Raw genomic sequence first — 13,783 nt, 5'->3', positions numbered from 1 at the left:
CACTACGTGTCGTTACTTGCTTCTGCGTTTCGTTACTCCACATCCATGTATGACACATCCGTGACACAGAGAGTGCACAGCCATGCCGCCGGCATCGCTATGCCTTTTCAAAATCACATCACCTGACGATCATCGAACTCAGCATGACCCGCTCCGTGTACAACCACGCAGCTTATCTTGATACACGACGGGAGATGACGCAGTGGTGGCCAAACTGGCTTGATGAGAAGGTGTCATAGGGAAACAGCACAAAGCCTAGCAAACCGATGCAAAGCTTTGTGTCCCACTTTTGTCTTAATGCAATAACCAGCTTATCTAGTATCTCTACCCATTAAAGCAAAAAAAAGCCCCTGCATTTCTGCAAGGGCTTGACATCTGGTGCTGGCTGAATGGAATTGAACCATCATCTATCCGCGTACGATGCGGATGCTCTACCATTGAGCTAAACCAGCTTAAACTTTAGTAGATAATAATGAAATTAAATTTTATATCAAGAAAAATTTTGCGTAAAAATACACTTTGCTCAAATAACGCTCACTCGCTCGCACTCCAAGTAAGTTTGATGTGTGAGGCAATAAAGTTGGTTTAACTTTAACCATAACAATGGTAGATTATATCAATCTATCTTTCATTATATTAAATAGCATGAAAAGCTTAAATTCAAAATACTTTTCAAGAATAGACCACTTACGTTTCATAGCTGCAACTTTTGTTGTCTTTGTCCATTCTTATTCAGCTTTTGGTGGAGGGGATTCTGATAACATTTTCATAAAATTCATGCTTTCTGGAGATACTGGCGTTACACTTTTCCTTGTATTAAGTGGCTTTCTTTTTACAATAATATCAGATGGAGGTAAAAAGAACATAGAATATAAAAAGTTCATTTTTAACAGGTTTATAAGGATATTCCCTCTCCTGTCCATTGCATGGATTACATCTATGTCTCTTTCGAGGGGGACTGCTACGTTTTCTGATGCAATGACTGTGTTATTATTTTCCAATCTACAAACATCACCATTACTTGCTCATTTCGGGCAGACATGGACCATCGCTGTAGAATTCCAGTTCTATTTGATTTTTCCATTTCTGGCGCTATTTTTAAATCGCTACGGCGTAAAATATATAATATATCTATCCTTATTCTGGCTTATGTGGAGAACAATGATTGTTACAATCTACGGTGGGAATTTAGTTGGCGATGGATATCTAAATAACCACTATTAACGGAACCGTTATCTCCCGGGATCATGTACTGATTACCGTTACTGGCTTTGAATATTTCCAGCTTACCTTTCTCTCAGACCTGATACAGGCCATTACCAGATACCGGGCCGCCGTTGTAGCTGGCTCCTGCAACAGACAAACCTTTAGCAACTCCGACGGTTGCTGCTATACCAGCCTGCGCTGGGCCAGTGTTGGCTCCAAATGTTGCAAGTGACACCATTGCCGCTGCTGGTGCCATTGCTGCAGCAATGGCAGCGGCCTGCACTATCGTGGCAGCAGAAGCCGCATTCATCCCCATTGCATCTATGATTGCCGACTTGGCCCAGTCGATACCCATTTGAACAAATGAGTTAACCACACTGTTAAGAATGATCATGCCGACAGAACGGAGAGCATCATCAAGATCGTTCCGGTAAAAATGCCTGTGATGGCGTTACTGGCAGTGGAACCTAGCGCGTCGCAGCACCAATCACTTATGTGGCGGCGTTCTGTTGCTCAAATATTCGTTCACACGAAGCCATCGACTCGCCCGGATAAAACTGTCACTCCGGCGGTCCGGAAAATGCGCGTGGACGACAATAGCGCCTGGCACATTGGGCTGGCAAAATCGGGTATAGAGGACTTCCGTTTTCACGACCTCTGGCATACCTGGGCGAGCTGGTTAATTCAGTCCGGAGTGCCGCTTTCTGTTCTGCAGGAAATGGGAGGATGGGAGAGCATCGAGATGGTGCGCCGATACGCTCACCTTGCGCCTAACCATTTAACGGAACACGCTAAGCAAATTGACTCAATTTTCAGTGATGATGTCCCAAATATGTCCCATCTGGAAAATAAGGAACTTGCAGAAAATGGGTAAGTTACTGAAATATAATGGTACGCCCTGTAGGATTCGAACCTACGACCTACGGCTTAGAAGGCCGTTGCTCTATCCAACTGAGCTAAGGGCGCATTGCGAAGTGATTACTTCATGCAGATGAAACGCGTGAATTATACGGTCAGCGCCTGCTGAGTCAATGCCTTTTGTTTCAGTTGCTGGCGAAGTGAACGAATGTTGATTTTTTCTGCTTGTTCAAGGGTATCCAGGAAATCGCCTGGTAACAACTCAGCCCACGAAACGCCAGATTTAGGGATACATGTATTTAGAATATTTATGATTTTGCTTAACATTCCCTTACCCCTCCAGCGGTTCAGGAACTCTTTAATGTTAAGTATCGCCATCAAGGAAGAAAACAGTCACTTCGAACATGGACTAAAAATTATCATCTCCCATTTGGCAAATCAGTGGCATCAGGAGATTTGCTTTTTGCCTGTCGAGGATATCGATCGCGCTGACATCGCGTTTATTTCCCTGGATGAAGATTGGCTCAGCGCCGATTGCTATCAGATTCCGGTCCATACCCGCCGCCAACACCGGGTTGTCATCTGCAACAGAAACGATAAAGATAAGCTGATGTTCCGGCCCTGCCTGTACATGTTGCCACTGATCTATCGGGAAGATGACGTTGAGGAAATGACTAAAAAATTAGTCCTCATCCTGCAAAAACGTGCGCTGCGCAACAACGTGCCCGCAACTATCTGCCATTACTGCACCACTCGCAACTTTTCTATCGAAGAACGTCAGTTCTTAATGTTTCTCGCCAGCGGCTATACCTTAGCCGAAACAGCTCACTTGCTCTCGGTAAGCGAAATTCAGGCCAAAGCCACCCGTCGCAGCATTATGAAAAAGCTGCATGTGAAAAACGATCAGCAATTCTTAAGATACATCCGGGCGCATCTGAACTTTCTACAAAATTAGGTGGCATCTCTCTGCCTGATTTTTTATTGAGAAAAATCTCATCACCAATTAAGTATAGGCACCTACTGTACCTATCTCCATGCTGCCAGAATAATCCAGGCTTACTATTTCCGGGGTAACAGAACGACACACCCGGTAATATTTTATCTAATCCCATAGAGAGGTTGAACTGGATAAAACGACTTTTTGGGCATTGAGTAAGACATCAGAAAACTTCCGGCAGATTATTCTGATGGGATACGCAATTGCCAGTCTGATTATTGCTGAAGCATTGAAACCCAACAGAACAAGGAAACTCACCTTTACGCTGGAGAAAATTTGGGTCAGGGATGTTTATAGTCAGCAATTTATCCAGACCTGCCGCAACAGAAATGGAATGGAAAAGGATGCACAGCGCAAAACGCCGGGACCGACATCGCCGTATACGAAACACTAACTGTACCTGGCAATATCCTCACTATACATCACAGGTATTTGACCGACTTGAGTATCTGACGCAAAAACTCGAATATACATTACCGGGCGACACTATATCTCAGGCGATTATTACGACAGATTACTATCTTGCCTATGCGCTGAGTCGACATTTATTTTCAGGTACACGTACCGCGATCTTCCAGACCATTGAATCGGCCATAGTCAGCCTGCGAGAGTCGGTAATTAGTCAGTTAGTGGTTGATATGGAAGGTTTAACAACCTCTTATTTTGATGTTCTGGAGTATCTGCGCCAGCTAATTAAAAAGCGGAATAACATCCAAATTTTCATATTGCTTTCCCGCCACAATGAAGACCTAACCCCTTTTATTTCTCTGTCCGGCCCATTTTATATCTTGTCACGTAGTCTGCGCCTCCCGGAGATGCGTCACGCTTTATTATCGCCAGTCCTTAACTATATTCACTCCAGGCACATAAACCAGCTTGATTGGGAGATGGTGGAATTACTCTTACAAGGTAACTCCTTAAAAGAGATTGCTTTGTTACAAGCTCGCCCCTACCACCGTATCATCTATCGCCTGAACCAGCTGATTGCGCGTCTGGGCTTAGCAAACCGGCAGCGTTTTTTGCACCTGACACATCGCCTCAGCGTTACCTCTGCTCATTTAATTTAACACCCTAACCCTATGTGCCATAAGATTTTTTAGGAAATTACTTATTTTTATATGAGATAAAAGATCTAAATTTCACAACTATTTAATATTTACAACTATTCCTGGTATTATGCTAACTTCCACCACCCCAGTAAACCATACTGATTCTGTGCATATCAGCACAAATAGCGTCATTCCCACCTTAACAAATCCTAAACAATTAGTTTATTGTATTGTTTTTACCATTTAAAAATTTTTTTCAGTCTGCCATAATTCAAACAGCAGTAAAATAATGCCAATAGTCATTAACACATCTGGATCTTTTAGAACATCCTAACTGACATTAACAACCTGAATGTTGTAAGCCTTTTCCGAAAGAACAGAGCAGGTATAATCCCCATAGTTTTCTGATTAATTGTTAGTTTTCCCAGTGTGAAATGGATTTTCCACAAATTCATTGTTCTGTAGAAGAGCAACCGAATAAACAAGGATGAAATAATATTTATTCGACTCTCCCTCAGAACAACCCTTGGCTATTTGACAATATTATAACGCCTGATGTTTTATAAAATTATCAAGATACGCATACAGTTTGAGGCATACAACAATGAAACCAGCATCCGTTATCATTATGGACGAACACCCTATTGTCAGAATGTCGATAGAAGTACTACTTGAAAAAAACAGTAATATCCAGGTTGTGTTGAAGACCGATGACAGCCGTACGGCAATAGAGCACCTGCGCACTTACCCTGTAGATCTTGTCATTCTGGATATTGAACTACCTGGTTCAGATGGATTTACATTACTCAAGAGAATAAAGTCTCTGCAGGAGAATACTCGGGTGCTGTTTCTCTCCTCCAAATCGGAGTCTTTTTATGCCGGGCGTGCTATCCGGGCCGGTGCAAATGGTTTTGTCAGTAAACGAAAGGATTTGAATGATATCTACAATGCGGTAAAAATGATTTTATCGGGATATTCTTTTTTCCCTTCAGACACCCTTAACTTCATTAACAATATAAATATGAAAAAAGGTGTATTGAATGACATGCCGCTCTCTAATCGCGAAGTTACGGTTTTGCGTTATCTGGCAAATGGCCTTTCTAATAAGGAAATTGCTGAGCAGCTGTTACTCAGCAATAAAACGATTAGTGCTCACAAAGCTAACATCTACGCCAAACTCGGCTTACATACTATCGTTGAGCTGATCGATTACGCAAAAATGCATGAATTAATGTAATAGCACTCCCGGCGAGACTTCGTTCGGGAGCGTTTTATCCGCGCATTGATTAGTTATAGTTAATCATAAATGTGGCATCGGCCCTGGCGAGGCCAGGCTGAACCCCGTCTGCTAACGCGATATAGTTGGCGAAAAAGGTCAGCGTGGCATTGCCGTTCTCATCAATCCCTACGGTTTGGCTGGCCTGCTCGAGCGGTAATCGCGTACGGTCGCTGTCATGCAGTTCGATCGCCACCTTTTGCGCCATCACCGCGTCATCAAGCGCCAGCAACGTCGTACCGGGGGCCGGAGTACCAGAAAACGTTATTGACGCGGATCCCGGCGGGCAGCCTTCCAGTTTCAGCGTAAACGCGACTGGTTGGGTAGTATCCCCGCTGGTCTGTAACTGCTTTGTTGGCCAGGTGCCCAATTCAACCGACTTATTGCTGTCGCTGGCAATCACCGCGCAGGTAAAGTCCACCACGTTTCCGCGCAGTTCAATATTGATTTCGCCCAGCGATGAGGACGCATGGCACAACGAGCTGAATGTCAGTATGGGCAGCATCACCAGAAGCGCCCATGAAGTTGGCGTTTGCTTGTTAGTCATAATCTACTCGCAGATAGCCACGGGCAGTAAAAGGCCCTTCGGTAGGTTTATTCCCCGTCACGCTGACCGGCCAAGTCCGAATACTCACGTTTGCCGCGGCGTTATCATCCAGTTGAAATGGGATCGTGCTGGACAGATTATTGGGCGTCAGCGGTCTACCGGTTTTGTCGGCGACAATGAACCCTAAGTCAGGATTGTCCGATACCATCATTTGCCCAGAGGCTTTCTCGGCCTCTACCCGCATGGTTAAGTAGGCCTGTGCAGCGACGTTGGTGCATTTTATCGCCACCGTTTTGGTCTGCGGATTAATGCCTTCGGGACGGTTTCCTGCCCCCGCCTTGCTGAACAACGATGCGCCAATATCGCCAAAATCAAACTCGACAATCTGCCCTGCGTTCACCTCACAGTTTTGTGGAACCTCCACCTTACCGCTGTAGCTGATGGTATAAACCGGCGTGCTTAGCGCATCTCCGGTACTGGTCGTGACATAGACTCTGAACATGGTCTGGCGCGGGATCGGCACCATGTTAATAAACGAGCGGATCACTTTGAGTTTAAACACCAGGTTTGAATCCTGTACGCCAAAAGGCTTCTGCTTCGAAACGTTCGAGTCAACGCCCATACGGATATAATTTCGCGGAGGATAAAACAACCCGGCATAGCTGTCGGTGATGCTCATGGCCCCCAGCAGGTAGTCATTGAGCTTCAGATACTGAAAACCACCCTCGGTACTTTGAACCGGAAGTTCAGTGACATAGCTTCGATAGGTGTAATTCACCGTTGTCCCAGCCGGACAGGTGGCATTAACGCCAACCCAGCCCGATTTTTCCGGTAACGTCACCACCTGCCCCGGCTGATTATTGCTGCTGTTAAAGACGTTCGACAGATCGTAAAAAACATCCGTTGGTGTGCCATTCGAGTTTTGGCAGACCGTCGCCCAGGACGAATGAGCCATCAGCAGTAAAGCGCTTCCCAGTAACAAACCTGTTTGTCGTTTCATCGTATTATTCCTGTCGCGCCGTTGGAGATTCGCACGTCACGTTCGTGAGCGTCACCGCCTGTTTCAGACTCTCCTCAGGCAAGGCATAGTGCGCCACGCAGCGAGCGTTAGCGCTTTCCCCCCATTGGATCAGCAATTCGCCTTTTAGCGGTAAGCCGCTCAGGTAGATTTGTCCGTCTTCGCCCACCATACTGGTCACGCCGCTGGTGTTTTCACGCACAACGGATCCAAATGGCACAGGTTTACCTGCATATTTCGCGGTTATCAGTGCCCGCACGCCGATACGTGTATCAAACGCTGCTCGCACCAATGCCCCTTGCGTTGGCACGACGCTGCTAACGTTATTTTCCACATCGGTATTGTTGTTCATTGAATTGGTATCTAACGCGACGCGGTTATAGCGATAAACGGTGGCATACGGCATCACCGCGTATCCGCGCCAGTCGGTTTGCACGCCGGTCTGGTTTTCTATCCGCACACCCTGCGCGCCAGGTGCTTTAACCAGCACATTGGTGTCCCCCAGCGGCTGACTGAGGGTAATACCGTCCGCATGCCCCACCACGCCGCCGGAGAGCTGCCAGTTATAGTCATGTTGATCGCGATCGTAGTTGTATCCCACGCCCAGCGTGCCATAAGCCGCCTGCCAGTTGGCGCTGGCGTTTCCGCTGTAACCGTTGGTGCTGCTGTGCCCCTGATTCACGCTGTAGCTCAGGTTGCGCCCATCCAGTAATGTACCGCCGATCCCGCTCTGCCAGCTGTTTTGTCCGTTGCTGTTGCGGTTGGCATTAAAAGTGGCGTAGGTGCGATCGAGCGCGTTATCACGCGAGTAGCGCCGTCCGCTTAGCAGGCTGAACGGCACTGACATATTGAATGCCAGAATACGGTCGGTGTCGGAGATGCCTACCGATTCATTCCACGACCAGGAGAGTGAATAGCTAATCCCCTGCCAGCCGCTGGCATAGCCCACCTGATACCAGGTATTGGTGTCTGAGGTATTCCAGTACGTTTGCTGACTCCCCGAAACATACAGCGAGCCGTAGTCTCCCAGGTTCTGCGAAATGTTAATCTGGAAGCGGCCCTTTTTGCTGTAACTCAGGTTGTGGTAACTCTTCACATCAGGCACGTCGTGGCGATTGCCTTCGCTGTCGTATTCATACTCATACCCTTCCATGCTGCGATACGCGACGTCATCAAGGGTATAGAAGCCGCGCGTTGAGTAGCGATATCCCAACAGCTGGAAGTTTGTACCAAAGTTGTTCAGCGATTTTGCATACAGAAAACGCAAAGACTGCCCCTGATGCGTACTGTCATCCGCCAGTTGACTGCGCGCATGGGTTAAATCCACAGAAACCGCCCCCCAGTCCCCCAGGTTTCGGCCGGTGCCTAAAACTACCGCGGTGTAACGTGAGGCCAGCTGCGTACCGCCATAAGCGGTGTAGCCTTCTGGTAACCCGGCAATTAATGTTCCCTGGAAAAAGAACGGTGAAGATTGCTGGCTATTGCCGCTGCGAAAATCCCCGGCAACCACGTCGTATTTGAAACGCCCTTCTCGTTGTAACAAGGGAACCGTGGAGTACGGCACCGTATAGCGCTGCTGGCTGCCGTCCTTTTCGTCCACCGTCACCTCAAGGTCACCGCTGGATGACGTCGGGTTGAGATCGGTTATCGAAAAAGCGCCCGGTGACACATAGCTTTGATAAATCACATAGCCATTCTGACGAATGGTCAGTTTCGCTGCGGTACGCGCAATGCCGCGAACGGTTGGCGCGTAGCCCTGTAAGCTGTCGGGATACATACTGTCTGAGGAATAGAGCCGCGCCCCGCGAAATCCGACGCTGTCAAAAACGTCGTTGCCGGTGTTGCTGTCGCCCATCACCAGTTCCCCCTTCAGCGGGATAATCGCGCGCTGAAGCCATGTACCGATATTTTTCCAGCTTTGTGAGTGGTATCCGTCACCTTTGGAATAGCTCCATGCGCCGTTATTTCTCAAGCGCCAGGGGCCATAATTCAGGCCACTGAGCATACTTAAGAAATAGCTGTCAGTGTCACTGCCGCGGCTGCCGGTAAAGCTGTAATTGACCAGCGCAGCCGGGATCCCTTCATCCCACTCCTCCGGCGGAATATAGCCACGCGCGCTGTTTAACATTGACGCCTGCGGCAGGCTGACGTTTAAGCGCAGGGTAGAAAAATCAAATGCAATCTCACTGCCTGGAATCGCCTCCGGTAGATTGATGCAGGTATCGTTCGGATCCTTACTGAGTGCCGGAAATGCAGCGATATTGACGCCAAGGCGCTTCACCCAGTCGAGTCCAAAACACGGCATCAGCCCACCAGACTTCTCCCCGGTTTTTCCCGCACTGCTCGTAAAACGAATATCCTGAGTGGCAACAAACTCATCGTTGCGCCAGATATCCACACGATAAACGCCTTCAGGCTGATGATTGCCTTTTTCAAAACGTGATAAATCCGCCACGGTTGCCGTATCCGCAGATAAAAAGGCCGGATTAAAATAGCTTTCCCCATGGCTTAAAGAGGGAAAGAGCGCCGCCAGCGTGGACAACGCCACCCCCGCCAGCGGTGGCGTAACCCCCGGTAACAGGCCAGGAAAATACGTTGTCTTATTCATCGTTATCTCAACGCACGCTAACCGTTTGGGCCGGGGTCACGGCGCCATAATCATTGACCGTCTGGAACGTGACGTTGCCCTGAACGCCCGTTGGTAGCAGGACCTGCGCATCACTTTTCGGCGCGACCATCACGTTATCAACCTTCGTTTTCCCCACGTTGAGATTGACCAAGGTGACGTAATACGCTGACGGATTATTGATTTTCAGGTGGTTGTCGGTACGGGAAAATTTCAGCATCCCGGGCGCATCTTCCGGAATTTGCGGCAGATTATTCGGACGGACAAAAAGCTTGATGCGGGACAGAATCGCCAGTTGCAGAACGTTTTTACCCTCAAGGCTGTTTTTATTGACTGACGGAATGGCTTTCACATTCATCCAGAACAGCGATTCACGGTCTTTGGGCAGCGGAACACCTGCATAGATGATACGCAGCGTGTTTTCGCTTTTGGGTTCGCTGACGAACAGCGGAGGCGTAACCACAAACGATTTTTCTTTAACGCCTGCGCTATTCTCGATCCATGAATTGACCAGGTAACGTTCTTTGGTATCACTATTGCTAATAGACAGGGACGTTTGTTTGGCATCAGCTGGATAAATAACGCGGGTAGCGCCTAATGCAATACCGCCGGCAGCCTGAACACTGGCAGCAGAAAATAAGGCCAGTAAAAGGATAAAACCTGATTTTAGATAATTAAACATAGCTACAAATACCTTTGGTGTGATTATCGTTGGGAAATTAATCAGGGATAAACCAACGTAAACCACACGTCTGAACGAAGCGTTCCCGGCGTTATATTTTCCGAGACAGCCCGATAACGAGCAGTGAAATGAAACGTCATCTCTTGCGTTATAATCGGTGCATAATGAAGCGGCAGCGCATTCGGAATAATTTGCCGTTGGCGCTCATCAAATAACGCCAGACCGATCCCCGAAGCCGCAGACGCATCACCACTGGCAAGAAAAACCTGCGGATCTTCTGCTGGTGTCACACCTGCAAACGCAATCCCAACGTGGTCGTAAACATCGGAGCTGCATGACGTTAAGCGCAGTGAAAACGGCACGCTGGTCGAGGCAAAGCTTCCCGTCCCGGAGAAAGCATTGGTGCGATACTGCCCCATTTGCACCCGCAAATTTTGGCTGTCGGTAGCGACCGTACAGGCACCATTGACGAGCTGCCCCCGTAAGTGAAGGCGGCCACTTTCCAGTATTACCGTATGTGCAAACACAGGCAGTACGCACAGCATTCCCGCCAGCGCCACGCCTTTCCCTATCATCTGCCGCATCCTTCATCATCCCCGGAAATTGCCTCATCCAGTGAGGCGAACGTCATCCTTGCGCAAATCAGAACGGCTTATTCGTACTTCATGATGAACGTCGCGTCGGCATTTGCCTGACCCGGCGTAGCGCTGGTGGCTGTGGCTTTGTAACGCGCAGAGAAACGTAGGGTGTTGGTCCCTTCTACCAGCGCCTGAGCGGTAGAGAAGGTGGCTCCATCCGGCTTCAGCGCGGTGGACGTATTGTCCAGGATTTCAATCCCGACACCGCTGGCAGTAGTACCGTTATCTGCAGAAGTGACAGCCAGCAGGTTGTTGTTGGTAATATCGGATTGACCAGAGAAAGCCACGGCTGCGGTTGCGGCAACTTTCGGATCACAGTCGTTCAGCACGATTGAGAACGGAATTTGCGCCGTTGTATCGCCAACTGCGGTAAAACTGGCGGTACGATACTGGCCTAAGGTGACAACCTGATCAGATGACTGAGTACTGACTGCACAGGCTGCATTGACCAGTTCACCTTCAAAATGCACAGTACCGCCGCTAACGCTTACCGGATCGGCTGCAACCGCTGCACCTGCAACTAACATCAGGCTGGCAATAACAGAAGAGGTCATTAATTTACGTTTCATGGATTTCCCTTGAATTACACACATCCGGCTCCGGCGTCCTGCGGGATCCGTTTGAATCATTATCGACATTAAATGTCAGGCTAATTATCTCTGCATCCTGTAAAGATATATATCGCAAGAGAATTAGCTAACCTTTTACCCCAACTCTCCTGAGTATTTGATTCACTAATTAATCTTCGCGAATATGACTATTCGTCACAGGGTTAAATTAAACATTTCAATTAATGAAAAATACCTGCAAATCCTTTTATTGACCCTGGCCAATTCTTATTGGGACCTAAGAAAAATCTGGGTGAATATTACTTAAATGCTCCCATAAAGGTACGTAACAGACTGGTTTATGGCGCATTACCCCTGAAAACACCAGGGTGATGAATTGTTTCATTCACGTTAATTTTAATTCGCATGCTCATTAATTACCTGGGAGACTTCAGCCTCTGTGCTGATCTCATGCTCTGACCATGGCACCCGTTATCGCACGTAAAAACGCAAACGAAAACTGACAGCACGCCCCGCTTCTGACAAAATAGTGACATCCCCTTCGGTTTAACGTAACAGACGGAATTCTCTCTCTGATGGCAGCAAAGATTATTGACGGTAAAACGATTGCGCAGCAGGTGCGCTCTGAGGTTGCTCAAAAAGTTCAGGCGCGTTTAGCGGCTGGATTACGCGCCCCAGGCCTGGCTGTTGTGCTGGTAGGTAGCAACCCGGCTTCGCAGATTTATGTTGCGAGTAAACGCAAAGCCTGTGACGAAGTGGGGTTTGTCTCCCGCTCCTATGACCTGCCTGAAACCACCAGCGAGGCGGAGCTTCTTGAGCTGATCGATACGCTCAATGCAGATACCACCATCGACGGTATCCTGGTACAACTGCCGTTGCCGGCGGGTATCGACAACGTGAAAGTGCTGGAACGGATTGCACCGGATAAAGACGTTGACGGTTTCCACCCGTATAACGTCGGTCGCCTGTGCCAGCGCGCGCCGCGTCTGCGCCCATGTACTCCGCGCGGTATCGTTACCCTGCTTGAGCGTTACAACATCGATACCTACGGTCTGAATGCCGTGGTCATCGGTGCCTCGAATATTGTCGGTCGCCCAATGAGTATGGAGCTACTGCTGGCTGGCTGCACCACCACCGTCACCCACCGATTCACTAAAGATCTGCGCCGCCACGTAGAAAATGCTGACCTGCTGATTGTTGCCGTCGGTAAACCGGGCTTTATTCCTGGTGAGTGGATCAAAGAAGGTGCGATTGTGATTGATGTCGGCATCAACCGTCTGGAGAATGGTAAGGTTGTTGGCGATGTGGTCTTTGACGATGCGGCCGCACGAGCGTCATATATCACGCCGGTCCCCGGCGGCGTAGGCCCAATGACGGTCGCCACACTTATCGAAAACACGCTGCAGGCGTGTGTTGAATATCATGATGTAAAGGACGTTTAAGATGGCCACATTTTCACTGGGTAAACACCCACACGTTGAACTCTGCGATTTGCTGAAGCTGGAAGGCTGGAGCGAAAGCGGCGCCCAGGCAAAAATTGCTATTGGCGAAGGGTTAGTGAAGGTCGATGGCGTTGTTGAAACGCGTAAACGCTGCAAAATCGTTGCCGGACAGACCGTCAGCTTTGAAGGCCACAGCATTAACGTCGTGGCGTGACCCTAAGTGCCGGATGAGGTTAACACCGTATCCGGCCACTTCCCCTTCTCGTTTTCAGATAATGACTTCATCCCCACTTCACAGTGAACTGATAGCATGTTGTTTTTCCTCACGAAGCGATCATCATGCCCACTATCGTTACCCACGCGGCCGTTCCGCTCTGTTTAGGGTTAGGTCTCGGACTTAAAGTCATCCCCCCACGATTACTGTTTGCTGGCGTCGTTCTGGCCATGCTGCCAGATGCCGACGTGTTGTCATTTAAGTTCGGCGTCGCCTACGGCAATGTGTTTGGTCACCGGGGTTTTACCCACTCACTGCTGTTCGCCTTCGTGGTACCGCTGCTCTGCGTCTTGATTGGCCGACGATGGTTTAAGGCGGGATTGATTCGCTGCTGGCTATTCCTGACGGTTTCACTGCTGTCGCACAGTCTGCTGGATTCTGTCACCACCGGCGGCAAAGGCGTCGGCTGGCTGTGGCCGTGGTCGGATGAACGCTTTTTCGCGCCGTGGCAGGTGATTAAAGTCGCGCCGTTCGCGCTGTCACGCTACGCCACGCCGTACGGGCACCAGGTGATCATGTCGGAGTTGATGTGGGTATGGCTGCCGGGAATCGTAATGATGAGTGTGCTGTGGTGGTATCGGAAATATTAATCTGCCGGATG

14 protein-coding genes, 2 tRNA genes and 2 pseudogenes are annotated in these 13,783 nt (G+C 48.8%); 8 read left to right on the top strand and 10 right to left on the bottom strand.

The genetic code is table 11. The features are described 5' to 3' along the window. Positions 1-376: 376 nt before the first annotated feature. Positions 377-452 (bottom strand) — tRNA-Thr (locus OGX86_RS16130). A 151-nt stretch (positions 453-603) separates the two neighbouring features. Between OGX86_RS16130 and OGX86_RS16125 the strand changes: the two genes are divergently transcribed. Beyond that, a complete protein-coding gene (locus OGX86_RS16125; protein WP_353655322.1) occupies positions 604-1,224 on the top strand; it encodes an acyltransferase family protein in 621 nt (206 codons plus the stop codon). Here the strand turns inward: OGX86_RS16125 and OGX86_RS16120 are convergent. After that, positions 1,217-1,683: pseudogene (locus OGX86_RS16120) on the bottom strand (tape measure protein); the annotation flags it as partial. The gene OGX86_RS16125 and the pseudogene OGX86_RS16120 overlap by 8 nt on opposite strands. Before the next feature lie 25 nt (positions 1,684-1,708). On the opposite strand from OGX86_RS16120, the pseudogene OGX86_RS16115 reads away from it, so the two are divergent. After that, positions 1,709-2,080: pseudogene (locus OGX86_RS16115) on the top strand (tyrosine-type recombinase/integrase); the annotation flags it as partial. 15 nt (positions 2,081-2,095) lie between these two features. Here the strand turns inward: OGX86_RS16115 and OGX86_RS16110 are convergent. Together OGX86_RS16110 and OGX86_RS16105 are read right to left on the bottom strand one after the other, a co-directional pair. Beyond that, positions 2,096-2,172, bottom strand: a tRNA-Arg gene (locus OGX86_RS16110). Between the two features lie 39 nt (positions 2,173-2,211). Next, entirely contained in the window at positions 2,212-2,391 is a 180-nt protein-coding gene (locus OGX86_RS16105; RefSeq protein ID WP_003831122.1) for a hypothetical protein, read from the bottom strand. 34 nt (positions 2,392-2,425) lie between these two features. Between OGX86_RS16105 and fimW the strand changes: the two genes are divergently transcribed. From fimW to fimZ, 3 genes are all read left to right on the top strand, one after another. After that, positions 2,426-3,019, top strand: a complete 594-nt coding sequence (gene fimW / locus OGX86_RS16100) for a fimbria biosynthesis transcriptional regulator FimW (RefSeq protein WP_008784010.1) — start codon at positions 2,426-2,428, stop codon at positions 3,017-3,019. A gap of 386 nt (positions 3,020-3,405) precedes the next feature. Beyond that, on the top strand, positions 3,406-4,128 hold the full coding sequence (gene fimY, locus OGX86_RS16095; protein ID WP_286640281.1) for a fimbria biosynthesis regulator FimY: 723 nt from the start codon (positions 3,406-3,408) through the stop codon (positions 4,126-4,128). 586 nt (positions 4,129-4,714) lie between these two features. Next, entirely contained in the window at positions 4,715-5,347 is a 633-nt protein-coding gene (gene fimZ, locus OGX86_RS16090) for a fimbria biosynthesis transcriptional regulator FimZ (protein WP_003831119.1), read from the top strand. Between the two features lie 49 nt (positions 5,348-5,396). On the opposite strand, the gene sfmF is transcribed toward fimZ, so the two are convergent. The 6 genes from sfmF to fimA form a co-directional block, all read right to left on the bottom strand. Next, the gene (gene sfmF, locus OGX86_RS16085; protein WP_103015051.1) at positions 5,397-5,891 is read right to left on the bottom strand and encodes a fimbria assembly protein; all 495 of its coding nucleotides are present in this window, start codon (positions 5,889-5,891) and stop codon (positions 5,397-5,399) included. A 34-nt stretch (positions 5,892-5,925) separates the two neighbouring features. Next, positions 5,926-6,933, bottom strand: a complete 1,008-nt coding sequence (gene fimH / locus OGX86_RS16080; protein ID WP_048214757.1) for a type 1 fimbria D-mannose specific adhesin FimH — start codon at positions 6,931-6,933, stop codon at positions 5,926-5,928. Between the two features lie 4 nt (positions 6,934-6,937). After that, entirely contained in the window at positions 6,938-9,559 is a 2,622-nt protein-coding gene (locus OGX86_RS16075; RefSeq protein WP_048226211.1) for a fimbrial biogenesis usher protein, read from the bottom strand. A gap of 7 nt (positions 9,560-9,566) precedes the next feature. Next, complete coding sequence (gene fimC, locus OGX86_RS16070) at positions 9,567-10,259, bottom strand: type 1 fimbria chaperone FimC (protein WP_213785878.1); 693 nt, start codon at positions 10,257-10,259, stop codon at positions 9,567-9,569. A gap of 41 nt (positions 10,260-10,300) precedes the next feature. Further along, positions 10,301-10,834, bottom strand: coding sequence for a type 1 fimbrial protein subunit FimI (fimI, locus tag OGX86_RS16065; protein WP_032942585.1), 534 nt, complete (start codon positions 10,832-10,834; stop codon positions 10,301-10,303). A 77-nt stretch (positions 10,835-10,911) separates the two neighbouring features. Continuing rightward, positions 10,912-11,466 carry a type 1 fimbrial major subunit FimA gene (gene fimA / locus OGX86_RS16060; protein WP_032934356.1) on the bottom strand — a complete coding sequence of 185 codons (555 nt, stop codon included), beginning with the start codon at positions 11,464-11,466 and terminating at the stop codon, positions 10,912-10,914. A gap of 575 nt (positions 11,467-12,041) precedes the next feature. Between fimA and folD the strand changes: the two genes are divergently transcribed. The 3 genes from folD (at position 12,042) to OGX86_RS16045 (ending at position 13,772) form a co-directional block, all read left to right on the top strand. Further along, entirely contained in the window at positions 12,042-12,908 is an 867-nt protein-coding gene (gene folD / locus OGX86_RS16055) for a bifunctional methylenetetrahydrofolate dehydrogenase/methenyltetrahydrofolate cyclohydrolase FolD (RefSeq protein WP_003831112.1), read from the top strand. 1 nt (position 12,909) lies between these two features. Next, positions 12,910-13,122 carry a ribosome-associated protein YbcJ gene (ybcJ, locus tag OGX86_RS16050; protein ID WP_003831111.1) on the top strand — a complete coding sequence of 71 codons (213 nt, stop codon included), beginning with the start codon at positions 12,910-12,912 and terminating at the stop codon, positions 13,120-13,122. Positions 13,123-13,247: 125 nt separating this feature from the next. Beyond that, positions 13,248-13,772 carry a metal-dependent hydrolase gene (locus OGX86_RS16045; RefSeq protein ID WP_168978535.1) on the top strand — a complete coding sequence of 175 codons (525 nt, stop codon included), beginning with the start codon at positions 13,248-13,250 and terminating at the stop codon, positions 13,770-13,772. Positions 13,773-13,783: the final 11 nt, after the last annotated feature.

Source organism: Citrobacter sp. Cpo040, from assembly GCF_030332915.1.
In the GTDB taxonomy this organism is placed as follows: Bacteria; Pseudomonadota; Gammaproteobacteria; order Enterobacterales; family Enterobacteriaceae; genus Citrobacter; species Citrobacter portucalensis.
This window is presented reverse-complemented; position numbering and strand designations above follow the sequence as displayed.